The organism is Dyella sp. AtDHG13, assembly GCF_003201105.1.
Lineage (GTDB): Bacteria > Pseudomonadota > Gammaproteobacteria > Xanthomonadales > Rhodanobacteraceae > Dyella > Dyella jiangningensis_B.
In genome coordinates, this window is record NZ_QICJ01000011.1 from 25,018 (window position 1) to 48,114 (window position 23,097).

14 protein-coding genes are annotated in these 23,097 nt (G+C 67.2%); 8 read left to right on the forward strand and 6 right to left on the reverse strand.

Annotated elements, in window-relative coordinates:
• Positions 1–28 precede the first annotated feature (28 nt).
• The 4 genes from BDW41_RS17300 to BDW41_RS17315 all read left to right on the forward strand — a co-directional run bounded on the left by BDW41_RS17300 (position 29) and on the right by BDW41_RS17315 (position 4,521).
• Complete coding sequence (locus tag BDW41_RS17300) at positions 29–718, forward strand: alpha/beta family hydrolase (RefSeq protein ID WP_074550386.1); 690 nt, start codon at positions 29–31, stop codon at positions 716–718.
• Positions 719–788: 70 nt separating this feature from the next.
• Complete coding sequence (zapE, locus tag BDW41_RS17305) at positions 789–1,910, forward strand: cell division protein ZapE (RefSeq protein ID WP_074550301.1); 1,122 nt, start codon at positions 789–791, stop codon at positions 1,908–1,910.
• Positions 1,911–2,175: 265 nt separating this feature from the next.
• A complete protein-coding gene (locus tag BDW41_RS17310; RefSeq protein WP_074550299.1) occupies positions 2,176–2,553 on the forward strand; it encodes a peptidase C13 in 378 nt (125 codons plus the stop codon).
• 183 nt (positions 2,554–2,736) lie between these two features.
• On the forward strand, positions 2,737–4,521 hold the full coding sequence (locus tag BDW41_RS17315) for a sensor domain-containing phosphodiesterase (protein ID WP_233496918.1): 1,785 nt from the start codon (positions 2,737–2,739) through the stop codon (positions 4,519–4,521).
• Positions 4,522–4,547: 26 nt separating this feature from the next.
• Here the strand turns inward: BDW41_RS17315 and BDW41_RS17320 are convergent, their stop codons facing one another.
• The gene (locus BDW41_RS17320) at positions 4,548–6,227 is read right to left on the reverse strand and encodes an AMP-binding protein (RefSeq protein WP_074550289.1); all 1,680 of its coding nucleotides are present in this window, start codon (positions 6,225–6,227) and stop codon (positions 4,548–4,550) included.
• A 159-nt stretch (positions 6,228–6,386) separates the two neighbouring features.
• Here BDW41_RS17320 and BDW41_RS17325 point away from each other — a divergent pair, with 159 nt between their 5' ends.
• Positions 6,387–7,682 carry an amidohydrolase gene (locus BDW41_RS17325; RefSeq protein ID WP_074550287.1) on the forward strand — a complete coding sequence of 432 codons (1,296 nt, stop codon included), beginning with the start codon at positions 6,387–6,389 and terminating at the stop codon, positions 7,680–7,682.
• A 280-nt stretch (positions 7,683–7,962) separates the two neighbouring features.
• On the opposite strand, the gene BDW41_RS17330 is transcribed toward BDW41_RS17325, so the two are convergent.
• Together BDW41_RS17330 and BDW41_RS23415 are read right to left on the reverse strand one after the other, a co-directional pair.
• Positions 7,963–9,894 carry a S8 family serine peptidase gene (locus BDW41_RS17330; protein WP_074550284.1) on the reverse strand — a complete coding sequence of 644 codons (1,932 nt, stop codon included), beginning with the start codon at positions 9,892–9,894 and terminating at the stop codon, positions 7,963–7,965.
• Positions 9,895–9,968: 74 nt separating this feature from the next.
• Positions 9,969–13,664 carry an ESPR-type extended signal peptide-containing protein gene (locus BDW41_RS23415; protein WP_074550282.1) on the reverse strand — a complete coding sequence of 1,232 codons (3,696 nt, stop codon included), beginning with the start codon at positions 13,662–13,664 and terminating at the stop codon, positions 9,969–9,971.
• A gap of 404 nt (positions 13,665–14,068) precedes the next feature.
• Between BDW41_RS23415 and BDW41_RS17340 the strand changes: the two genes are divergently transcribed.
• Positions 14,069–15,418: an ATP-binding protein gene (locus tag BDW41_RS17340; RefSeq protein ID WP_158537009.1), complete on the forward strand. Its 1,350-nt coding sequence runs from the start codon at positions 14,069–14,071 to the stop codon at positions 15,416–15,418.
• Between the two features lie 229 nt (positions 15,419–15,647).
• Here the strand turns inward: BDW41_RS17340 and BDW41_RS17345 are convergent, their stop codons facing one another.
• Positions 15,648–16,373, reverse strand: a complete 726-nt coding sequence (locus tag BDW41_RS17345; RefSeq protein WP_074550279.1) for a response regulator transcription factor — start codon at positions 16,371–16,373, stop codon at positions 15,648–15,650.
• Between the two features lie 394 nt (positions 16,374–16,767).
• Here BDW41_RS17345 and BDW41_RS17350 point away from each other — a divergent pair, with 394 nt between their 5' ends.
• Both BDW41_RS17350 and BDW41_RS17355 read left to right on the forward strand, forming a co-directional pair.
• Positions 16,768–19,002, forward strand: coding sequence for a protease pro-enzyme activation domain-containing protein (locus BDW41_RS17350; protein WP_074550277.1), 2,235 nt, complete (start codon positions 16,768–16,770; stop codon positions 19,000–19,002).
• A 174-nt stretch (positions 19,003–19,176) separates the two neighbouring features.
• A complete protein-coding gene (locus BDW41_RS17355; RefSeq protein WP_074550275.1) occupies positions 19,177–21,750 on the forward strand; it encodes an ESPR-type extended signal peptide-containing protein in 2,574 nt (857 codons plus the stop codon).
• A 92-nt stretch (positions 21,751–21,842) separates the two neighbouring features.
• Here the strand turns inward: BDW41_RS17355 and BDW41_RS17360 are convergent, their stop codons facing one another.
• Both BDW41_RS17360 and BDW41_RS17365 read right to left on the reverse strand, forming a co-directional pair.
• On the reverse strand, positions 21,843–22,058 hold the full coding sequence (locus BDW41_RS17360) for a hypothetical protein (RefSeq protein WP_074550273.1): 216 nt from the start codon (positions 22,056–22,058) through the stop codon (positions 21,843–21,845).
• Positions 22,059–22,243: 185 nt separating this feature from the next.
• Entirely contained in the window at positions 22,244–23,062 is an 819-nt protein-coding gene (locus tag BDW41_RS17365) for an OmpA family protein (RefSeq protein ID WP_074550271.1), read from the reverse strand.
• Positions 23,063–23,097: the final 35 nt, after the last annotated feature.

A 23,097-nucleotide genomic window follows, 5' to 3' on the forward strand; every position in this document is an offset into this window, starting at 1 on the left:
GGGCCGCATGGCGGTTATCATCTTGTCCATGAATCCCGTCATCATCCCCACCCAACCCGACCACTTCCCGGAGCAGGCTGCCAGCTTCGCGCTGGACGGCCCCGCCGGCAAGCTGGAAGCGGTGAGCGACGTGGCCGTGCCCGAAGAGGCGCGCCGCGGCACCGCCATCATCTGCCATCCGCACCCGCTGCAGGGCGGCACCATGCACAACAAGGTGGTGACGATGGTGGAGCGCTCGCTGCGCGAGTCGGGGCTGGATACGGTGCGCTTCAACTTCCGCGGCACCGGCGAGTCCGAGGGCACCTACGACCACGGCAACGGCGAAGGCGACGACCTGGCCGCCGTGGCGGCCTGGGTGCGGCGGCTGCGTCCGCACGACGCGCTGTGGCTGGCCGGCTTTTCGTTCGGCAGCTATGTCTCCATCCGCAACGCCGTGCGCCTGCACGCGGATGCCCTGATCAGCATCGCGCCGCCGGCGGGCCGCTGGCCGTTCGAAGACATCCAGCTGCCCGCCTGCCCCTGGCTGGTGGTGCAGGGCGAGGAAGACGAAGTGGTCGACCCGCAGGCCGTGTTCGACTGGATCGATGGCATGGCGCACAAGCCCGAGCTGGTCCGCATGCCCGAAACCAGCCACTTCTTCCACCGCCGCCTGATGGACCTGCGCGGCGCGATCAAGCACGCCGTGCAGCCGTGGCTGCCGCCGCTGCGCCAGGACTGATGCCCCGCCCTTTCCTTCCCCGTTCGATGCCCCGCGTCCCCACGGAGCGTCTGTAGAGCCCGCCGTACCCATGAGCAACTCCGTCCTGCTCGCGCCCAGCGCGCGTTATCACGAAGGCGTCAGCGCGCACCGCTGGGAAGCCGATCCTGCCCAGCAAGCGCTGCTGCCCGAGTTCGACCGCATGCACGCCGAACTCATCGCGGCGGCGGCCAACGGCAACGGCAGCGGCCTGTTTGGACGTCTGAAATCCCTGCTGGGCAACGACGCGCGCGAAGGCGTGACGGGGTTGTACCTGTGGGGCAGCGTGGGCCGCGGCAAGACCTTCCTGATGGATATGTTCGTCGCCAGCCTGCCGCAGGGCATGGCACTGCGCCGCCACTACCACCGCTTCATGGGCGAGGTGCACGAACAGCTGCGCGAACTCGGCGAGCGGCAGGATCCGCTGCTCGAAGTCGCCGCCAACATCGCCTCGCGCTGCCGCGTGCTGTGCCTGGACGAGTTCCTGGTGAACGACATCGGCGACGCGATGATCCTAGGCACCTTGCTGCAGGCCTTGTTCGAGCGCGGCGTGACCCTGGTGACCACCTCCAACACCGCGCCGGCCAACCTGTACAAGGACGGCCTGCAACGCGCGCGCTTCCTGCCGGCCATCGCGCTGATCGAGAAGCACTGCCGCGTGGTGCAGATGATCTCCTCGCACGACTGGCGCCTGCGCGCGCTCACCCAGGCCGCGGTGTACCAGACACCGCCGGGAGCGGAAGCGGAACGCGCGCTCGCGCGCATCTTCACCACGCAGGCCGAAGGCCCGGTGCAGGACGGCGGCGACATCATCGTCAACGACCGCCCCATTCCCGTGCGCAAGCGCGCGCGCAACATCCTGTGGTTCGAATTCGCCGCGCTGTGCGAAGGCCCGCGCGCCGTGTCCGACTACATCGAACTGGCCAAGGCCGGGCCCGCCGTCATCGTTTCCAACGTACCGCAGTTCACCGTGTACACGGACGATGCAGCACGCCGCTTCGTGCTGCTGGTGGACGAGTTCTACGACCGCAAGGTGAAGCTGATCCTGTCGGCGGCGGCGCCGATCACCGAGCTGTACGACGGCGAGCGCTTGCGCGCGGAGTTTGGCCGCACGGAGTCGCGGCTGATCGAGATGCAGAGCGAGGAGTATCTCGCGAGTGAGCATTTGGCGTAGTTGAGTGGTGTTTGGACTGGCCTCAGTCCACTCCCCTCTCCCCGCCGGGGAGAGGGCTGGGGTGAGGGGCCAATCTTGCCTCGCCATTCCAAAAGAACCGTCATGCCTGCTTTCGCTTGAATGACAGGCAAAGAATGAAACGGTACCGCGAGCACCCGCCCCTCACCCCAACCCTCTCCCCGGAGGGGAGAAGGAGCAAAGTCAGCGCCCCGCGCTCACCCACCACAACTGCTAAGGTGCCCCCACCCCAGCCCATGGACTCCCCATGCCGCTCCTGCTCGCCATCGCCCTGCAACTGAGCCCCTCCGCCGGCGCGGATTTCCATGCGCGCGTCACCCAGGCCAAGCTGGCCGAGGGCGCGGCCACCGGTCCGGCGTACCAGAAGCAGATGTGGGAACGCATCGGCGATGCGACCACGGACGCCTACAAGGCCTGCCTGGCCGGCACGCAGCCGCCGGACAAGTCGCCCTTCACGCTGGTCGCCAACGTGATGCCGGATGGCCGCCTCGGCGGCATCGCGGTCCAGCCCGAGAGCCCGGTGGCCCGGTGCATGGCCAGCCACTTCGCCGGCCTCGCCCTGCCCGCGCCGCCGGGCAAACCCGCGCCCTATCCCATCGAGATCGACTTCAGCATCAAGCCGTGACCATCGCCTGTCGCAAGCCATCGCGACACGCGACATACATACATTGGCCTCATTGCGATGGGCGGAGCGGCTGGAGTAGCCTCGCACCTGATCGGGACCACACGGTCCCGTAGGGGGCAAGACGTGATGCGCACGACCACGGAATGCGGTCCGGGGCAGCACGCGGCTGGGCATCAGGCAAGCGTGCCTGCCGTTGACCTGCGTTCGGGGCAGACGACCTCGGCCGACAGTTTTGCCGTGCCCGGCTTTGATGCCGTCGTGCGCCTGGTCACGCGTTCGCTCGGCGTGCCCCTGGTGGCGCTGGTGCTCAACAGCGGCGCGGCGTACTGGTTCGCCGACGGCAACGAGGTGCCCGCCAGCGGACCGCGCGCCCTGCATCCCCTGTTTCTTCAGGCGGCGCGCAGCCTGTCGCCGCACGTGGTGCTCGACGCGCTGGACGACGAACGCCTGCGCGATGCCGTGCCGCCGCTGACGGCGGGGCCCGGCCCCATCCGCTTCTTCGCCAGCGAACCGGTGGGCACGCTCACCGGACAGCACATCGGCGCGTTGTGCGTGATGGATGCGCAACCGCGCGCGGCGCTGAGCGAAAGCGAGCAGACCGCGCTGCGCGATGCCGCCTCGCTGATTGGCACCGGCGTGGTGCTGCGCAGCTATCTGGGCCGCACCGATCCCATCACGCAGCTGCCGCACCGCTATGCGTTCTTCGACGACCTACGCAAGCACCTGCACGACGGCGCGCACCACGCCTGGGTGATGGCGGTCGACGTGGCGCCGGTGCAGCGCTTCAACGCCTTCATCCGCGCCATGGGCCATGCGTATGCGGACGAGCTGATGCGCGCCGTCGCCGCGCGCGTGCTGGCGTGGATTCCCGCCGACACGCATCTCTATCAGGTGGGCACCACACGCTTTGCCGCGGTGCTGCCGGATCACCACCTGCTCGACGACACCTCGCGCCTGGATGATCTGGTCTCGCGCCTGCGCCAGCCGTTCGATTGCCTGGGCATCCCGCTCACCATCCAGCCCGGCGTGGGCCTGCTGAAGATCAACGCCGCCGAATTGCGCGGCGGCGATCCGCTGCGGCTGGTGATGAACGCCTCCTATGCGGCGCAGCAGAGTCCGCGCGGCTGGGCCGTCTACAACCGCCTGCAGGACGAACAGCAGCGGCAGGAATTCCTGCTGGTGACCGAACTGGCGGCAGCGCTGGACGAAGGCGCGGAACTGGACCTGCATTACCAGCCGCGCATCGACCTGGACAGCGGCCGCTGCGTGGCACTGGAAGCGCTGGCGCGCTGGCACCATCCCACGCTCGGCCCGGTGCCGCCCGCGCATTTCGTGGCGCTGGCCGAACGCGCCGGCCTGATGCATTCGCTCACGCAATGGGTGATGGAGCGCAGCGTGGCGCAGCTCGCCACCTGGCATCGCGCCGGCCACGACATCAAGCTGTCACTCAATGTCTCCAGCACCGACCTTGGCGCCGACCTCGTGGGCCGCCTGCAGAACGTGGCCGAGCGCCACAAGATCGGGCTCGATGCGCTCGAACTGGAATTCACCGAAAGCACGCTGATGGAACACAGCGCGGTCACGCGCCGGCATCTCGCCGCGATCCGGCAGCTTGGCGCGGGCATCGCCATCGACGATTTCGGCACGGGCTACAGCAACCTCGCCGCGCTGCGGCAGATGCCGGCCACCAGCCTGAAGATCGACCAGTCGTTCGTGCGCGGCATGGGCACCAGCCCGCACGACGAAGCCATCGTGCGCTCCGTGGCGGACCTGGCGCGCAACATGGGCTTTCGCGTGGTGGTGGAAGGCGTGGAAACCTCAAGCATCTACCACAGCGTGCTGGGCATGGCCTGCGACGAGGCGCAGGGCTTCCATATCGCCTATCCGATGCCCTCCTGCGACGTGCCGGCGTGGCTGGCGGCGCATCAGGGCATGCCGTCGCGGCGTGCGGTGCGCTGGGGCGAATAAGGTAGCCGCAACGGTCGCCGTCACCGTCAAGTGGCGTGCATGCCCAGCTCTTCCACCATCGCCTCGCGCATCAGGTACTTTTGCACCTTGCCCGTCACCGTCATCGGGAACGCGTCGACGAAGCGCACATGGTGCGGCACCTTGAAGTAGGCCAGGTGATGGCGGCAATAGCCCTGGATCTCCGCCTCGCTCGCCTCGCAGCCTTCGCGCAGGCGGATCCACGCGCACACCTGCTCGCCGAACTTCTCGTCCGGCACGCCGAACACCTGCACGTCCTGCACCTTGGGATGGGTGTAGAGAAACTCCTCGATCTCGCGCGGATAGATGTTCTCGCCGCCACGGATGATCATGTCCTTGAGCCGGCCGACGATGGTGCAGTAGCCGGCCTCGTCGATGACCGCGAGATCGCCGGTGTGCATCCAGCGCGCCTCGTCGATGGCCTCGCGCGTGCGCGCTTCGTCTTCCCAGTAGCCCAGCATCACCGAGTAGCCGCGCGTGCACAGCTCGCCCGGCATGCCGCGCGGCACCACTTGGCCGCGCTCGTCCACCAGCTTCACTTCCACATGCGGATGAATGCGCCCGACGCTGTCGACGCGCCGCTCCAGTGGATCGTCGGTGGTCGACTGGAAACTCACCGGGCTGGTTTCCGTCATGCCGTAGGCGATGGTGATCTCGCTCATGTGCATGTCGCTCAACACGCGGCGCATCACTTCGATGGGGCATGGCGAGCCCGCCATGATGCCGGTGCGCAGCGAGCTCAAGTCGAAGCGGCCGAACTCGGGATGCTCAAGCTCCGCGATGAACATGGTCGGCACGCCATGCAGGCCGGTGCAGCGCTCCTCCTGCACCGCTTCGAGCGTGGCGAGCACGTCGAAGCCCTCGCCCGGAATCACCATGCACGCGCCGTGCGTGACGCAGGCCAGGTTGCCCAGCACCATGCCGAAGCAGTGATAGAACGGCACGGGAATGCACAGCCGGTCCTGCTCGGTGAGGCGCATGGCCTCGCCGATGAAGAAGCCGTTGTTGACGATGTTGTGGTGCGTGAGCGTCGCGCCCTTCGGTGCCCCGGTTGTGCCGGAAGTGAACTGGATGTTCACCGGGTCGTCGAAGCTCAATTGGCTTTCCACCTCGCGCAGGCGCGCCATCGCCTGCGCATCGGCGCGCGTCGCCAGTGCGTGCCACGTGCGCGTGCCCGGCGCCGCTTGCTCGTCCAGCACGATGACCTCGCGCAACGACGGCAAGCGTTCGCATTGCAGATCGCCGGGCATGGCCAGCGCGAGTTCCGGCGCCAGCTCCATCAGCATGTCCAGGTAATGCGATGCCTTGAAGCGTCGCGGCAGCACCAGCGCGCGGCAACGCACCTTGTTGAGTGCGTATTCCAGTTCGTGCAAACGATACGCAGGGTTGATGTTGACCAGAATCAGCCCGGCCTTCGGCGCCGCGAACTGCAGCAGCACCCACTCGGCGCGATTGGGCGCCCAGATGCCAATGCGGTCGCCGCGCTCCAGGCCCAGCGACAGCAAACCCGCGGCGACGCGCTCGACCTCGGCGTGGAATTGCCGGTAGTTCATGCGCACACCCTGCGATCGCACCACCAGCGCCGGGCGCTCCGGATACGCAGCCGCGATGCGGTCCAGCAGCACCCCGATGGTGTCGCCCAGCAGCGGCTGAGAACTCACACCGTGGACGTAGCTCGCAGCGGGCATGGCAGGGTTTCCTGGGAGCGGAAATCGAGCATAGCACCGGGTTTGCGGCGGCGGCGGCGCTATCGACCTTGGTCGGAAGCGGCCCGCTGAACGGCCCATCCGCTGCGCTTCGCCAACGCGGGCTTGCTAGGATCGAACCACCACTCGCGGAGACATCCCATGCGCCTGACCTCGCTTGCCCTGGCCCTCGCCACTGCCCTCGCCGGCACCGCCCACGCCGCCGACACCACGCAACTCGTGCAGGGCGAACTTCCTCAGGTCACCGCATGGCGGCGCGACATCCACCAGCATCCGGAACTCAGCAACCGCGAAACGCGCACTTCCGCCCTGGTCGCCGCGCAGCTGAAAAAGCTGGGGCTGGACGTGCACACGGGCATCGCGCATACCGGCGTGGTCGGCATTCTCAAGGGCGGCAAGCCGGGGCCGAAACTCGCCATCCGCGCCGACATGGATGCGCTGCCCGTCACCGAAGAAGTGGATCTGCCGTTCGCCTCGAAAGCCAAGGGCGAATACCGCGGCAAGCAGGTCGGCGTGATGCATGCCTGCGGCCATGACTCGCACACGGCGATGCTGCTCGGCCTGGCCACGGTGCTGGCCGGCATGAAGAAGGATTTGCCGGGCGAGGTGATGTTCGTGTTCCAGCCCGCCGAAGAAGGCGCGCCGGCCGGCGAACAAGGCGGCGCATCGCTGATGCTGAAGGAGGGCGTGTTCCGCGACTTCAAGCCCGACGCCATGTTCGGCATGCACGTGGTCAGCTCGCTCAACGTCGGCACGGTGGCGGTGCGCCCCGGCCCGACCATGGCGGGCTCGGACTGGTTCAAGCTGGTGGTGCACGGCAAGCAGACGCACGGCGCGATGCCGTGGAACGGCGTGGACCCCATCGTCACCTCCGCCGAGATCATCAGCGCCGCGCAGACCATCGTCAGCCGCAAGCTCAACATCGGCGATCTTCCCGCCGTGCTCAGCTTTGGCATCGTGGAAGGCGGCGCCCGCTACAACATCGTGCCTGACCAGGTGGAACTGCAAGGCACGCTGCGCACCTTCGATGCCGGCATGCGCCAGCAGGCGATCGACAACCTGAAAAGCATCGCCGGGCACATTGCCGAAGCCAATGGCGCCACGGTGGATGCGCAGATTCCCGTGGGCGACAGCAACCCCGTGCTGGTCAACGATCCCGCGCTGGCCGCGCGCGTGCGCGGCAGCATCGCCAAGGCCATCGGCGGCGACCATGTGATCGAGGCCAAGCCGTGGATGGCCTCAGAAGATTTCGCTTATTTCGCCAAGGAAGTGCCCAGCGTGTACTTCTTCGTCGGCGCCACGCCAGCGGGACAGGATGCGCTGAAGGCACCGGCCAACCATTCGCCGAAGTTCTTCATGGACGAGGGCGCGATGAAGATCGGGATGGAGTCGATGTTGCAGGCGACGCTGGATTATCTCAACGGGCCGAATGCCTGACTGTCGAGGCGCGGACCGTCCCCATCCACGTCCAGCCCGATAGTCCTCACCGTCATTCCCGCGAAAGCGGGAGGCGCTTTTCAACAGCCGAAGGGCTGGTCATCCAGCGACTTTGCTTTTCACCGCAAAATCCAAAGGCAAAGACACTAGATTCCCGCCTACGCGGGAATGACGGTGAGGGAAACCCGATGCCTTCGGATGAATGACCCTTTACCAAAAACACGCGCCCGGCCCCCAAACTGTTCTGGACCAGCCTGGAAACCGGGCGACATGCCCCCTCTCAGTGCGCCACGTAGCTCGCGGTGAGCTGCACGTTGGCGAAGGTCTTCACGCCGTTCACGCGCACGTACCACGTGCCCGCGGTGGGCGTGGTCTGCATGATCGTCTCGTTGTTGGTGTTGGGCTTCACCGACGAGTAGTCGGCATTCGAGCCATTGGCCGCCACCGGCACGTTCGCCTTCGCATACAGGGACACGTCGCCGGTGCCGCCGAGGGTGCGGATGGTGAGGTTGGTGGCGTTGGCCGGCACGGTGATGCTGTAGATCAACGACGTGCCCGCACTGCCTGAAGCAGAGACCGGCGTACCGGACGTCAGCGTGACCGGCAGTGCCGTCATCGATGCGTTCAGTGCCGCCTGCACCGCGGCATTGGCGTCGACGATGCCGCTGCCGAAGGCCACGCCTTCGTTCACCGGGAACGCGCGCGCCGAGGAGATCAGCGCCTCCTGGATCTGCAACGGTGTCAATGCCGGCAGGCCGGCGGCCTTCACCGCGCTGATCATCAGCGCCACCACGCCCGAGACGTGCGGCGTCGCCTGCGAGGTGCCGGCCATGCCGCCGTAGGTGGGATCGACCGGCGTCGTGGTGCCGGTGTTGAGCGTGGACCACACGAAGCCCGCGTCCGGCTTCGTCCCCTGGTTGGGATCGTCGTTCGCGTAGATGCCGCCGCCCGGGCCCGCGAGCGATACCAGGCTGCCGTAGTTGGAATAGAACGCGCGCTTGCCGGTGATACCCACCGACGACACGGTGATCACGCCCGGGCAGCTCGACGGCGAGTATTTGGCCGTGTTGTCGGAGTCGTTGCCCGCGGCCACCACCACCGTGACGCCGCGCGCGATGGCGCCGGCAATCGCGGTGCCGAAGGCGTCCGTCGCCTCGCACACGCCGGGGCCGCCCAGGCTCATGCTGATCACCTGCGCGGGGTTGGGATTGGCCGGCATGTTGGGCACCGAACCACCAGATGCCCAGGTGATAGCATCGGCGATGTCGGAGGTCGCGCCACCGCAATGTCCCAGCGCGCGCAGCGGCAACACCTGCGAACCCGGCGCCGCGCCCGTCACGCCCACGCCGTTGTTGGTGATCGCGGCGATGGTGCCGAACACATGCGTGCCGTGCCAGCTGCTGTTCTCTACGAGCTGGCAGTTCATCGCGGCAGTGGTCCAGTCGCCCGTGTCCCAGCCGCCGGGCACGCGGCCATCGGCGGCGCGGCCGGAGGTGGCGGCATCGGTGATGAAGTCGTAGCCCGCGTTGGCCAGCGCCAGGTTGAGGTCCGGATGCTGCGTCACGCCGGTATCGATCTCCGCCACCACTACGCCGGTGCCGTCGTAGTTCGGCCATACGGCGGACGCGTTGCTGCCGCCGTAGTTGGCATAGCCGGTGGTGTCGCGGCCAATGGTTTCCACCGTTCCCGTGCCCGGGCGCATATGCCACTGGTAGGAGAAGTACGGATCGTTCGGCGTGCTGGTGCCGACGGCCGAGGCCTTGATCGCGCTGAGCGGGATGTCCTTGACGATATGCATGCGCACGTCGGGCTCGACGTGGGCAACAGCAGGGTCGGCAGCGATCTGCTGCATCAAGGCCAGGGCCTCGCTGCGGCTCAGCTTGCGGCTGGTGCGTACCACATCGGCGCCGATGCCGAGCTTGCGCTTCCACTGCACGTTCACCGCCTTCGACGGCGTAGCCTTCAGCGAGGCCGCATCGAGCTTCGCCCGCGCCACGGCCACGCCAACGTTCTGTTCGACCGCCTTGCCGCTGCTGCGCTCGGTGGTGCCGTTGCGGTAGGTGACGATGAAAGCGTCGATGGTGTCATTGGCGCCCAGGGTGGACGCATTGATGGTCGCACCAGTGCTGGTGACGATGGATGCGGCCTGCGCCGCGGAAAAACCCAGTGCCGCGGCCAGTACGGCCACGCGGCAGACATTACGGATGTTCATGCACGACTCCCGACAGGATGTGTGAGCAGGCCGGGACGCCCGGCCGGGCGCCCCGTTGCGTTACGCGCCGACCGTTACCAGCTGAAACCGCCGCCGACGCCGACGGATGTTTCGGAACCCGACACCGACGCGCCCACCGACACGCTGGCGTGGTTGCTGTTGAAGGCGCGCTGATAGCCGACCGCGAACGCGCCCTGGCCGTTGTAGTTGCCGGCACCGAAACCGACGCGGTTGTCGCCGGCGAGGTTGGAAGTGTTCGCGGTCATCTGCGCCATCGCCGAGCCCATCGCACCCACGCGGTCCAGGCGCTGGTTGACGTTGTTGAACTGGTCGTTCATCTGCTGCCGCAGCGCACCGATGCCGGAGTTGGCGTCGTAGTTGGCAATGGCCTGGTTGGTATAGGCGTTGGCAGAGTTCAACGTCTGCTGCGCGGAGGCATCGGTATAGGTTTTGGCCGTCTGCAGCGCCTGCGTGACCTGTGCGCTCACCTGTCCCACGTTGGCGGCATCGGTGGCGTTGACGCCGGCGGCCACATTCACGATCTGGCGCTGGTTGGTCGCCGTGCCCACCGACACCGTGTTGGCCGCATTCGCCACCGAGCCCTGACCCAGCGCCACCGCATTCGTCGCAGTGGCCTGCGCGCCCTGGCCAAGGGCGGTGCCCGAAGCTGCCGTTACCGAAGCGCTCTCGCCCACCGCCACCGCATTGGTCGCCGCTGCCGCGATGGTGCTGTTGGCGCCCACGGCGGTACTGCCATCCGCGTTCACCTTGGCATTGCCGCCGAAGGCGGTGTCGTTGGGGCCGTGCGCCAGTGCGCCGCCACCGACCGCGGTGCCGTTGTCGCCGGCCACGCCCGTGCCCACCGCCGCGCCATTGCCGATCGCCACCGCGTTGCTGCTGTTGTTGACGCTGGCTGCACCGGCGCCGCTGGCAGCGAACGTCGTCGGCATGCCGCCACCGCCGGAAGGCAGTGAGGCAATCTGCTGAGATAGCGTGTTGTACTCGGTGTTGAGGTTCGACACGCTGCTGCTGAGCGTGGACAGCGTGCTGTTGATGGTGCTCGTTGCGTTCGACAGCGCACTATTGATGCTGCCTGTAGCGCTGGCGAGCTGACTCATGTTCACCGCATCCGTGTCCGCCGTGCCGGCGGCCACATTGATGATCTGCCGCTCGCCGCCCGCCGTGCCCACCGACACCGCGTTGGCGCGATCGGCCAAGGACCCGGCGCCGAGCGCGACGGCGTTGCTGGCAGTGACGACGGCATTGGTGCCCAGCGCCACGCCGCTGTCGCCCGTTACCGTGGCGCCGTAACCCAGGGCCATCGCATAGCCGTTGGCGGTCGACGTCACTGCGCCGCTGCCGATCGCCACATCACCCGCGCCTGCGGCGTACGCGCCGGAACCGGTGGCGACGGCATAGTCCCCTTCCGCATCCGCGTTGTAGCCGTTGGACAGGCTCTGCACGCCATTGGCGATGGCGTTGTTGCCAAACGCTTGCGATTGCGCACCCGCTGCGGACGCGCTCACGCCCAGCGCCATGGCCTGGTTGGCGGTGGCGCTGGATGAGGCGCCGATGGCCATGGTGTCGCTGATGGTCGGGTAGCTCGTCACCGCTTCGGTACCGCGTTGCGCATCGCCGGCCGTCGCGCCATTGCCAATGGCCATGTTGCGCGTGCCAAAGCCGCCGCCCGCCCATGCATTGGTGCCCAGCGCGACGTCCTGCGTGTTCTGCGCAATGGCGCTGTTGCCCAGCGCCACGGCATCGGTGCCGTACGCCACACTGTTCACACCGACGGCGGTGGCATTGGCCTGCGACTGCCCCGGCGGATTGGCAAGCGCATGCTTGCCGATGGCCACGCTGCCGTCGCCACCGGCAATCGCCTTGTTGCCTACGGCGACGCCGCCGCCGATGGTGGAGTCTTCGCCCAGCCCGTCCTGGGATTCATTGCCGCTGGCATAGGCGCCAGCGCCGAGGGCCACGGTGTAGTCGCCGAACGTATAGGCTCCCGAGCCCAGGGACACCGAGGCAGCGCCCAATGCCCATGCCGGATTGCTGCCATTGCCCTTGCTGTACGCGCTACCCATGGCGATGGCGCCCGCAGCTACCGCGTAGGTACTGGCGCCCACGGCAATGGAGCCATCGTTATAGCCAATGGCACGCGTACCGATGCCGATGGCATTGATGCTGCCCTGCGCCACGCCGGCGCCACTGCCGATGGCAACACCCGCGGAGCCTCCGTAGGAAATGGCGTTGTTGCCAATCACCACGCTATTGCTCACCAGCTGTGCAACACCGCCGCTGCCCGTTGTTTCCACTGCTTCAGCGGCATTGCCGATCACCACGGTCCCGGAAGAATTAGGCCCCGAGTACGCACCGCCGCCGTTGCCATTACCCGCAGCGATGACCACGCTGTTGGCGCCCTGCGCCTGCGCACCCGCACCGAGCGCGGTCGAACCCGCACTCGCGCCGAGTGCGCCAGAACCCACGGCCACGGCATTGCTGCCGGAGGCTATCGCACCGGCGCCGATCGCCGAGCCGTAGGACGCCTGCACGCTGGCGCCATAACCCATCGCCGTGCCCTGCGTTATCACCGTCGGCGTCGCCGCCATGCTACCCACGAACGCGGTCGCTCCCACGGCCGTGGATTGCGTCGATGCATACATCGACACACCCTGGCCGATCGCCGTGTCCTGCCGGTAGAAGCCGGATAACGTCGTGCCCGCGTACGAAAGATTGGTGATGCTCGCGCCGGAGCCCATCACCACGCTGTTGGAAATCGCCGTGTCGGATGCCGAGTTGCCGACAACGACCGAGCCGGAGCCCGTGGTCGTCGCACCCGTGCCCAATGCCATGCTGTTGGAGAGAGTCGCGGAGGCACTGTTGCCCAGCGCCATCGAGCCACTGCCCGTTGCCTGCGCACCGTCGCCCAGCGCCACGCTGTTGGCGCCGCTCGCCGTGGTGGCCGTGCCCGCTGAATTCGCACTGCCGATGGCGGTCGCGTAATTGCCCGTGGATTGCGCACCCTGGCCCAGCGCGATGCCGTTGGTGTTGCTGGCGTTGGCCGCCGTACCCAGCGCCATGGCGCCCGCGCCGGTGGCCTGCGCCGCCTGGCCCACCGCGATGCTGGTGTCGGTGGCGGCGTTGGCGCCGTCGCCCAGCGCCACGCTGTTCGTGCCTGTCGCCACGGCTGACGTGCCGACGGCGGTGGCCGCATTGCCCACGGCGTTCGCGCCATTGCCCACCGCTTCACCGTTGTCGCCCTGCGCCTTCGCGCCGGTGCCCAGGGCCGTGCTGTTGGCGCCATTGGCCGTGGCATTGGCGCCCAGCGCCACCGCGCTGTTACCCACCGCATTGGCGGCGCTGCCGACGGCCGTGCCGTTGTCGCCCTGCTCTTGCGCGCCCGCGCCGATGGCGGTGCCGTTGCTGCCCGAAGTCACCGCGCCCGAACCCACCGCCGCGTCGTTGCTGCCGTTGACCGCGGCATTCGTGGTGCCGCCGCTGGCGGGACCGGAGATCGCCACCGCGCCGGTGGGATCGACCACCACCGTGGTGCTGCCCGTGGCCGCCGTCGGCGTGGGCGGCGTGGCGGCGGGCGGCGTCACCGCGGCATGGGCCGCGTGCGTGCCGGCGATACCCAGCGCCAGCGCGCCGACCACGGCGAGTTTGCGCGCGCTGCGCTGCCGCCCCTTGCCCGCCATACGCACGAGTTCGGAAGCTACCACCACGGCGCCGAGCGCCGCGTTCCAGACCTTGCTGTAAATCGTATTCACCCGATTTTCTCCCCAATGGCCGCTGGTTGCGCCGCCGCTCCCACGGCACACGCCACCCAGCCTCCCCACGGCCGATGACGCCAACGCTCACCCGCGACAAGCCTTGAAATAGGACGTGCAGACGTCCCGTTGCCTTGATGCCGTCCGGAGATTCAGCGAGCGCCACGGGCAAGTCACGCACGCTCCCACACCAGCAGCACGCAGCTCCCGAACCTCACCGAAATTTGCGCTTGCTCACGCGGCGCAGGCGCGGAAGAATGCTCGACAGGTCGCGTCCTCCGATGGAAGTCGGAAAAAAACGCGTTGGCAGTGGGCAGTTTTTGGGGGAGCGAGTGACCGTTCCAGCACTACGGACCATCAGGGAATGGCTGGACCGTGCACCGACAAAGGACCCTGTCGACCGTTTGAATGCACGCTTCATCCAGATCCTGATGATCGCGACTGGATTGCAGGCGCTGTTGGTGCGCGTGTACTACATGCTCGCCGAACCCGAAGCGGCGTTTCCCGCCGTGTGGTCCATCGCGGACGTGGCCGACCTCGGCGCGGACATCGGCATCCTGCTCGGCGCCTGGATTGGCGTGATGATGATCCGGCGTGGCCGCTTCAATCGCGGCATCCAGTTTTTCCTGTGCGTCTACCTGCTCACGCTGGCGGCCAACTTCGCCACCACCGGCTACCGCCACGCGCCGCCCGATCCCACGCCGACCCTGCTGCTGGCCATTGGCGGCGTGGTGCTGGGGCGACGCACCTTGTGGACGGTCTACTTCGCCATCATCGCCTGCTTCGCGCTTGGCCAGCTCGGCGACGCATGGTGGCTGCCGGGAACCAAGCAGAATTTCTGGTGGTACTTCCACGCACTGCCGATGCTGGTGGTGGCCTACCTGATGGTGGCTTTCGCCATCGACTGCACGACGCGCGCGCTGCGCCAGATGCTCTCCGAGGCATTGCAACGCGGCGAGGCGCTGGCGCAGGCCAACGTGCTGCTGAAAAACGAAATGGAAGAGCGCGAGCGCACCCAGCACCAGCTGATCCACTCGCAGAAGCTCGACGCCATCGGCCGCGCCGCCAGCGGCGTGGCGCACGATTTCGACAACGTGCTCAATGTGGTGCTGGGCTACGCCTCGCAGCGCGAACAGCTGGCGGACCTCGGCACACCGGCCCTGCTCAACGCCATGCAGGGCATCGAACTGGCGGCGCTGCGAGCGCTCACCATCAGCCGCAAGCTGCTCAATTTCAGCCGGCAGGAAGTGGGCGTGAGCCAGGTGTTCGATGCATCCGCGGCGGTGACCGAACTGACACCCATGCTGGACCAGCTGCTGGGCATCTATATCCAGCTCGAGATCCGCACTCCGCCCGAAGGTCCGCTGCTCAAGCTCGATCGCAGCCAGTTCGAGCTGATGATCCTCAATATCGCCGCGAACGCGCGCGACGCCATGCCGGAGGGCGGCAAGTTTTCCATTCACCTGGACATCGACAGCGACGCGCACATGCTCAAGCTCACCCTGGCCGATTCGGGCATGGGCATGAGCGAGGAGGTGCGCGCGAAGGTATTCGAGCCGTTCTACACGACCAAGCCCTTCGGACGCGGCACGGGCCTGGGGCTTTCCGTGGTGGCGACGATGATTGCCAACGCGCATGGCAGCATCGAGGTGAACAGCGCGCCCATGGAGGGGACGGCGTTTGTCATTCGCCTGCCGATTCATGCTGGCGAGGCGGCGGTGTCAGGGGCGATGGATTTTCAGACGTCTGTATAAGCGCCCGTTCAAGAACTCGCGTAAACGTTTGTGTCCCTCACCGTCGTTCCGGCGTAGGCCGGAATCCAGTGACGTTATCGTGCGATTTTCGCGAGAACACCAAATGCCTAGACATCGTGCGATAACCGGTCTCTTCGCCACTGGATTCCGGCCTGCGCCGGAATGACGGTGAGGGGAATGAACTTTGCGGAGACGCGGAGACTTTGAAAGCTCCGACCGCGCCAAAACCTCAAGAATCCCCCGCAAACAGGTAACCCTGACCACGCGAAGTAAGCAGCGGCAGCGGCTGGCCCGCGGCGTCCTGCGCCTTGCGGCGCAGGCGATGCACCATCATTTCCAGGCGGTGTGGATCGAACTCGTAGATGTCCGAGGTGAGCGCGCTGATGAGTTTTTCGCGCGATACCGGCTCGCCGCGCACGGCCATGAGCACGCGCAGGATGCAGCGCTCCGGCGCGGTCAACGGCAAGGCGTGCCCTGCGGGCGTCACCAGGCACCAGTCATCCGTATCCAGGCGCCAGCGCCCCAGTCCAGCCGATGGCGCCACCGGACCACCGGCGCCGGACGCACCCGCGAGGCGACGCGCCACGCTGTGCAGCGTGGCGGCAAGCACTTCGATGTTCACCGGCTTGTTGAGAAACGCGTCGGCGCCGCGCGTAAGCGCCGTCACGTGATCGTCCATGCCGGTGTTGCCGGTAAGCATGACGATGCCCAGCGTGGAGATTTCGCGCAGATGCTTCACCACGTTGAGGCCGCTTTCGTCCGGCAGGCCGATGTCGAGCACCACCATGTCGAAACGGCGGGTGAGCATGTGGCGGTACAGCTCCGCCGCCGATCCCGCACCCGTGATCTGGAAGCCGAAGTAGCGCAGGCCCGGAATGATGATGCCTTCGCGCAGCTGCGCATCGTCTTCCAGTACGCCGACATGCCATGCGCGGTCGAGCGTTCGGGCGGTCATTTTCGGGGCTCCATCGTTCATGCAGTACGGCGTCGGCAGGGCTGAGATTCTTCCAACACTCTGCGGTCGCGACATCCGTTCCGTCAACAGCGTTGCGCGATCTTTTTTCATTTCGCTGCCTGGCGCACAAGGACTTGCGTGCGCGTGCGTGGGCTGCGTGAGCAAGTGTGAGGAACAGTGGGGGTAGGTGCGTGTGTTGTGCGGTGCGTCTGGTGAAAGCTGAGTTCAAGCCGTCGTCCGGCTGGCACGTCGCCGCTGCAGACCAGGGGATGTCTCGCGCAACGAGGCATGGGGAACTCGGGATCGTCGCTAGCTGACCGTGCCTGGTGAAGCGCCCGACCGGCGCGATTCGAATCCGGAGCCACGCCGGCTCCACGCATTCCGGGGAACCAAGATGTCCAGCCGCATTCGCAACACCCACGCAAAATCCATTCTGCCGATGGCGCTTGCGCTGGCCTTCGGCCCGCTGGCGGCGCACGCGGCGACAGCCGACTGGGCGCCCACGCGCAGCCATGCCGCGTTGCTCAAGACCGTCACCACATCGCCGGCTGCCGCGGGCCGTGCGGCCGTGACGCGCACCAGCTACGCCATCAATCGCCACGGCCTGCCGCAGGTGCAGTCGGCGGTGACGCCGCTGGACAACACCAAGGCGCTGCATGTGGCGGTGAGCCTGAATCTGCGCAATGCCGAGCAGCTGCAGGCCTTCATCAAGAACGTGAACACACCAGGCAATCCGTCGTTCGGCAAGTTCCTCACGCCGGCGCAGTTCAAGGCCGCCTATGCGCCGACCGATGCGCAGGTACAGGCGGTGGTCGCGCATCTGCGCAAGTCGGGCTTTACGCAGGTATCGGTGTCGCCGAACAACCTGCTGGTGTTTGCCGACGGCAATGCGTCCGCGGCCTCCACCGCGTTCAACACCACCATGAAGACCTACGTCGACAACGGCAAGCAGCGCTTTGCCAACGACAGCGACGTGATGGTTCCGCAGGCGCTCGGCGGCATCGTGGGTTCGGTGATCGGACTGCAGAACATCGAGCACAGGCATCCGATGAACTTCCTCGGCAGGCCCGTGACGCAGACGGCCCAGGCCACCACGCAGGGCACGCCCGTCAACGTGACGCACACGCCCACCGAGTTCCCAACCATCTACAACGCCGGCAGCACGCCCACCGCGTTCAACACCACGGTGGGCATCGTGACCTGGGGCGATCTCACGCAGACGCGGGAGGATCTCAACACCATGACCTCGGCCATGGCGATGGCGCCGGTCAACGTCAAGGTGGTGCCGGTCACACTGGGCAATCTCGGCGAAGTCGATTTCTCCGACGATCCGAACTCCGATACGGAATGGAACCTTGACTCCCAGTCCATCATCGGCACGTCGGGCGGCGTCAAGCAGCTCGTGTTCTACACCGCGGCCAACGGCAAGTACGGCGCGGCGGATGAAGAGCTGACCGACGCGGGCATCACCGCGGCCTACAACCAGGCCGTGGTCGACAATCTCGCCAAGGTGATCAACGTGTCGCTGGGCGAGGACGAAACCATCGCCAACCAGACCGGCACGCAGGCCGCGGACGACGCCATCTTTGCCCAGGCCGTGGCGCAAGGTCAGACTTTCTCCGTCGCGTCCGGCGACCAGGGCGTGTACGTCACCACCAACGGCGAATTCGAGACCAACGCCGGCGGCCCGCTGGCGGGCTTCAATCCGGCTACGTATTCCGTGAGCGAGCCGGCCACCTCGCCCTACGTCATCGCCGTGGGCGGCACCGAACTCACCACCAATGGCGGTGCGTGGGCCGGCGAAACCACCTGGAACGACGGCGTGCAGGATGCCGGCGACGGCAACAACCGCATCTGGGCCAGCACCGGCGGCAAGAGCCTGTTCGAAACCGCGCCCGCATGGCAGGCGCAGCAGCTTGGCGCCTCGGTGCGCCAGGTGCCGGACATCGCCTTCGATGCATCCTCCTATACCGGCGCGCAGATTTTCATCGGCGGCCAGCGCTACACCGTCGGCGGCACCAGCCTCGCCTCGCCGATCTTCGTGGGCGTGTTCGCGCGCGTGCAGACGTATGCGAACAACAGCATCGGTTTCCCGGTCAGCCTGATGTATCGCGATTTCCCCGGCAACGCCGCAGTGCTGCATGACGTCACCTCCGGCAACAACGGCGTGTCCTACCAGGGCAAGCAATACGGCTACAACGCCGCGGCCGGCTGGGACTTCACCACCGGCTACGGCTCGCTGGACATCGGCAAGTTCAACCAGCTCGCCTTCACCTGGGGCAATGGCAGTCCGGCAACCACCAATCCGCCGGTGACGCCGACCGCGCTGACCAATGGCGTCACCGTCTCGGCGCAGGGCCAGGCAGGCGCCAGCACGCAGTTCATGCTGGTGGTTCCGGGCGGCACGACGACGCTGTCGTTCCGCACCGCAGGCGGCAGCGGCGACGTGTCGATGTACGTCAAGCGCGGAAGCGCCGCGAGCGCGAGCTCGTACGACTACATGTCCGCCCGCCCGAACAGCAACACGGAAAGCGTAGTCGTGCGCAATCCCACGGCGGGCGTCTACTACGTGACCCTGACCAGTCCCGGCGTGTTCACCGGCGTCGCCCTGCTCGGTTCCTACCAGTAAGGCAGCGGCGCTTCGCGCAGGCACGCGCAGAAAGAGTTTCTCCGGCCTGCATCCCGGGAGAGAGGCAGGCCGGTCATCCATAAGAACCGGAATGGACGTCTATCCGTCCGAATGATCCGCATGCGCTGGATTCGGGGATCGACGCACGCCGGACGAAGATCATCGGGGAGCATCATGAACAAGGTATACAGCAAGATCTGGAACAGGACGTTGGGCCGGCTGGTCGTGGCGAGCGAACTTGCCCGGCGTCCGGCGGGTGGCGCGCGGACGCTCGCGGTGGGTGTCGCGCTCGCGGCCCTCATGCTCGGCATGCCCGGAATCGCGGCCAGCCAGACCACGCAGGTGTCCAGCCCGGCCGACCCGTATTTCTCCGCCGACGGCGCCGGTGACGGCAGCGACTCGGCGCAATCGATGGGCAGCTACAGCGTGGCGGCCGGCGCCTATAGCGCCGCGATGGGCGTGCAGAGCATGGCCATGGGTTATGCCAGCTATGCCAACGACGACTACGCTACCGCCGTGGGCGGAAGCGCGCTGGCATACGGCATCGGTTCGTCCGCCTTCGGCAACGGTGCGACGGCGGGCTTCTCGTTGGGCGGCAGCTTCAACTACGCCACGGCCATCGGCTTCAGCGCCAATGCCGGCAACTACTACGCCATCGCCTCGGGCGCCAACGCACAGGCCACTGGCCTGAGCAGCGTGGCCATCGGCGGCTACGTGGTGGACTCCAGCGGCAACGTCAAGTCATTCGACAATTCGAACAACCCGGTGGCCGCCGTCGCCTCGGGCGACTATGCGATCGCCGTAGGCCCTGGCGCGCAAGCCATCGCCCATGGCGCCACGGCGCTTGGCGTGGGCGCGAAGGCAACGCAGCAGAACACGGTGGCTATCGGCAACAGCGCCAACGCGACAGGCACCGACTATGCGGTTGCCGTGGGCACGGCCGCGCAGGCGACAGGTGACGCTGCCGTCGCCATCGGCGCGCAGTCCAATGCCGCCGGCACCTACGCCACGGCCGTTGGCCTGCAGGCACAGGCGCTCGGTACCGGCGATACGGTGGTAGGCCTTGGCGCAGGCGCCAACGGCGACTATGCGGTGGTCAACGGCTTCGCCGCCGTCGCTACCGGCACGCAGGCCGTCGCTGTCGGCGCGGGTTCCTATGTCACGGCGGACAACGCCATCGCACTCGGCGCCACCGCGCAGGTAAGCGCTGCGCAGGGCACGGCGCTGGGCACGGCGGCTTCGGTGACCGCCAGCAACGCCGTCGCGCTCGGCGCCGGTTCGCTGGCCGATCGCGCCAACGCGGTGTCGGTCGGCACGGCGGGCGGCGAGCGGCAGATCATCAACGTGGCCGCCGGCACGGCGAACACGGATGCGGTGAACGTCTCGCAGCTCAACCAGGCGATTGCCGGCGTGTCCGGCGGCGGCAATCCGTTGGCGGTGGCCTACGACGACAACACCAAGGCCGGCATCACGCTGGCCGGCAATGGCGGCACGCAGCTCCACAACGTTGCCAACGGGGTGGCGGCGATGGATGCGGTGAACATGAGCCAGCTCACCAACGCCACCAACAGCATGAACACTGCGCTGTCCAGCGCGACCAACGCCATCAACGGCACGCTGTCCTCGCTCAGCAGCAGCGTGTCCAATCTCAACAACGAGTACAACTCGCTCAGCCAGCAGATCGCCTCACTGCCGTCCGGCGGTGGCGGCATGCCGACGACGTTCGCCGCCAGCGGCGCCGCTGCGGCCAGCGTCAACAACAGCAGCAATGCGGTGGCGATCGGCAATGGAGCAGCGGTGGGCACGGCCGGCGACAACGGCACCGCGGTCGGTGGCGGCGCACTGGCGCACGGCCCCAACGACACCGCCTTTGGCGGCAACGCCAAGGTGAACGCGGACGGCAGTACCGCCGTGGGCGCCAACAGCACCATCGCGGCAGCGGCGACCAATGCGGTGGCAGTGGGCGAGAGTGCCTCCGTCACGGCGGCCTCGGGCACGGCCATCGGCCAGGGCGCGCAAGCCACCGCGACGAATGCGGTGGCGCTGGGCCAGGGCTCGGTGGCGGATCGCGCGAACACGGTTTCAGTGGGCAGCGTCGGCAACGAACGCCAGATCACCAACGTCGCCGCCGCCACGGCATCCACCGATGCGGTGAACCTCGCCCAGATGCAGGCGAGCATCAACAGCTCGGCGCAGGGCGCCGTCCGTTACGACACCAACAGCGATGGCAGCACCAACTACAGCAGCGTAACGCTGGGCAACGGCGGCGCAAACGGTACGGCCATCCACAACGTAGCGGCGGGCACAGCCGCCACCGACGCCGCCAACGTCGGCCAGGTCAGCGCGCAGGTCACGCAGGCGCTGCAGACGGCCAAGACCTATACCGATGCCTCCGCGCAGCAGACGTTGAACTCTGCCAATGCGTACACCAACCAGGCGATTGCCAACTACGACGCCAACTCCGGCATCGGTGCGCTGCGGCAGCAGATGAACGACCAGTTCACCCAAATCAACAAGAAGATCAACGACCAGGGCGCGATGGGCGCGGCATCGACGCAGATGGCGATCAACGCCGCGGGCGCCACGGGCATCGGCCGCATCTCGGCGGGCGTGGGCTACCAGGGCGCGCGGTCGGCGCTTTCGGTGGGCTACGCCGCGCCGATCGGCACGGCGGCCCATATCAGCGTGGGCGCCACCACCAGCGGATCGCAGACGTCGGTGGGCGCGGGCTTCGGCATCGACCTGTAACGAGCACGCAGCGGCGATATACCCTGGTCGCCGCTTTTTCCGCACCCCCGGCCTGCATGGCCGGGGGCTTTTTTGGACGGCCAAACCCCGGCTCACTGCATGCCGTAGCTGCCCAGCACGATGGGCATCTTTCCACCGAGGAATTCGACGCGCGACGGAACACCGGTGGCGTCATGGTGTTCGCGCGCCAGTCGACGCGCCAGCTGGATCGCCATCGCCGGACACAACTGGCTGCGCAGCATGCGCCGGCCCAGCGTGATGCACCACTGGCGGCCTTCGCGCTCGCAAACGGAATAGACGGATTTCATGATCGCTTTCCTCCTGCTCCATGGGCGCTGCGAATCACGCGGCGCCTGCCCTCTGCTCACTCGCGTGTTGAACCTGTCGTAGTCGGCACCGTGACGGCGGTCGGCGCTAGGGGGTGGCGCCGTAGAGGGTCACCGGTTTCCATGTGATCCGCCACGGTGCCGACTGCGACAGGCTCATCCACGCGTCACATCGATGCCTTGGCCGTACCTTTCAGTTCCACGCGGCGATTGGGTGCCAGGCAGGCGATCAGTCGATCGCGCCGCTTGTCGTTGCATTGCACGACCGGATCGGCATCGCCGCGTCCCGTCACGCGCATCGCCGCGGGTGACACGCCGTGCGTGGCGAGGTAGTCGCGCACGGCGCCGGCGCGCCGCTCCGACAGCGCCTGGTTGTAGCGCGCGCTTCCGATGCGGTCGGTGTAGCCGGTGATCATGATGTCCTGGATGCGGCTGGCTTCCTGCACGCGCGACAGCAGCTGATCGAGATTGGCCTTGCCTCGCGGCGTGAGCGTGGCGCTGTCGAAACCGAACATCGCGTCGGACGACAAGGTGATCGCCATCATCGGCGCGGCGTTGGGCGCGGGTGCGACGGGCGCCGCTGGCGGCGCGAGCAGGTCCTTGCACGACTCCGGTTTCCAGTAGTACGCCTGTGCGAGGTGGTTCTTGTCGAAAGCCACCTGGAACTGGCACTTGATCACGCCGCCGCCGGTTTCGCGGAAGGCGAAGATGTAGTTCCAGCGATGCACGCCGAACACGCCTTCGCTGAAGTGGGGCGCGCCAAGCAGGTCATACAGCTGGTGCTTGGTCATGCCGGGCGCGAGCTTGCGCAGGTTCTCCACGTTGACGAAGGCGCCTTCGGGCATGGTGGCGCGCGACGGGTCCGGGAAGTCCGGGCCTGCGTCCGCCGTCTGCGCGTGGCTGGTAGCGACCGCGCCGGCCATGGCCACGGTCGCCGCCACCAGCATGCACAGCAACCGCCTGGCGTGTGTGTTGTCGTTTCGCATGACGATTCCCCTTGATCGTTATCCGACGTTCGCGC

Bases quoted from the DNA above. Each gene is read 5' to 3' on its own strand.
- BDW41_RS17300 (WP_074550386.1), top strand. From the start codon at position 29: ATGAATCCCGTCATCATCCCCACCCAACCCGACCACTTCCCGGAGCAG.
- BDW41_RS17310 (WP_074550299.1), top strand. From the start codon at position 2,176: ATGCCGCTCCTGCTCGCCATCGCCCTGCAACTGAGCCCCTCCGCCGGC.
- BDW41_RS17345 (WP_074550279.1), bottom strand. From the start codon at position 16,373: ATGACCGCCCGAACGCTCGACCGCGCATGGCATGTCGGCGTACTGGAA.
- BDW41_RS17360 (WP_074550273.1), bottom strand. From the start codon at position 22,058: ATGAAATCCGTCTATTCCGTTTGCGAGCGCGAAGGCCGCCAGTGGTGC.
- BDW41_RS17320 (WP_074550289.1), bottom strand. From the start codon at position 6,227: ATGCCCGCTGCGAGCTACGTCCACGGTGTGAGTTCTCAGCCGCTGCTG.
- BDW41_RS17355 (WP_074550275.1), top strand. From the start codon at position 19,177: ATGAACAAGGTATACAGCAAGATCTGGAACAGGACGTTGGGCCGGCTG.
- zapE (WP_074550301.1), top strand. From the start codon at position 789: ATGAGCAACTCCGTCCTGCTCGCGCCCAGCGCGCGTTATCACGAAGGC.
- BDW41_RS17330 (WP_074550284.1), bottom strand. From the start codon at position 9,894: ATGAACATCCGTAATGTCTGCCGCGTGGCCGTACTGGCCGCGGCACTG.
- BDW41_RS17350 (WP_074550277.1), top strand. From the start codon at position 16,768: ATGTCCAGCCGCATTCGCAACACCCACGCAAAATCCATTCTGCCGATG.
- BDW41_RS17365 (WP_074550271.1), bottom strand. From the start codon at position 23,062: ATGCGAAACGACAACACACACGCCAGGCGGTTGCTGTGCATGCTGGTG.
- BDW41_RS17325 (WP_074550287.1), top strand. From the start codon at position 6,387: ATGCGCCTGACCTCGCTTGCCCTGGCCCTCGCCACTGCCCTCGCCGGC.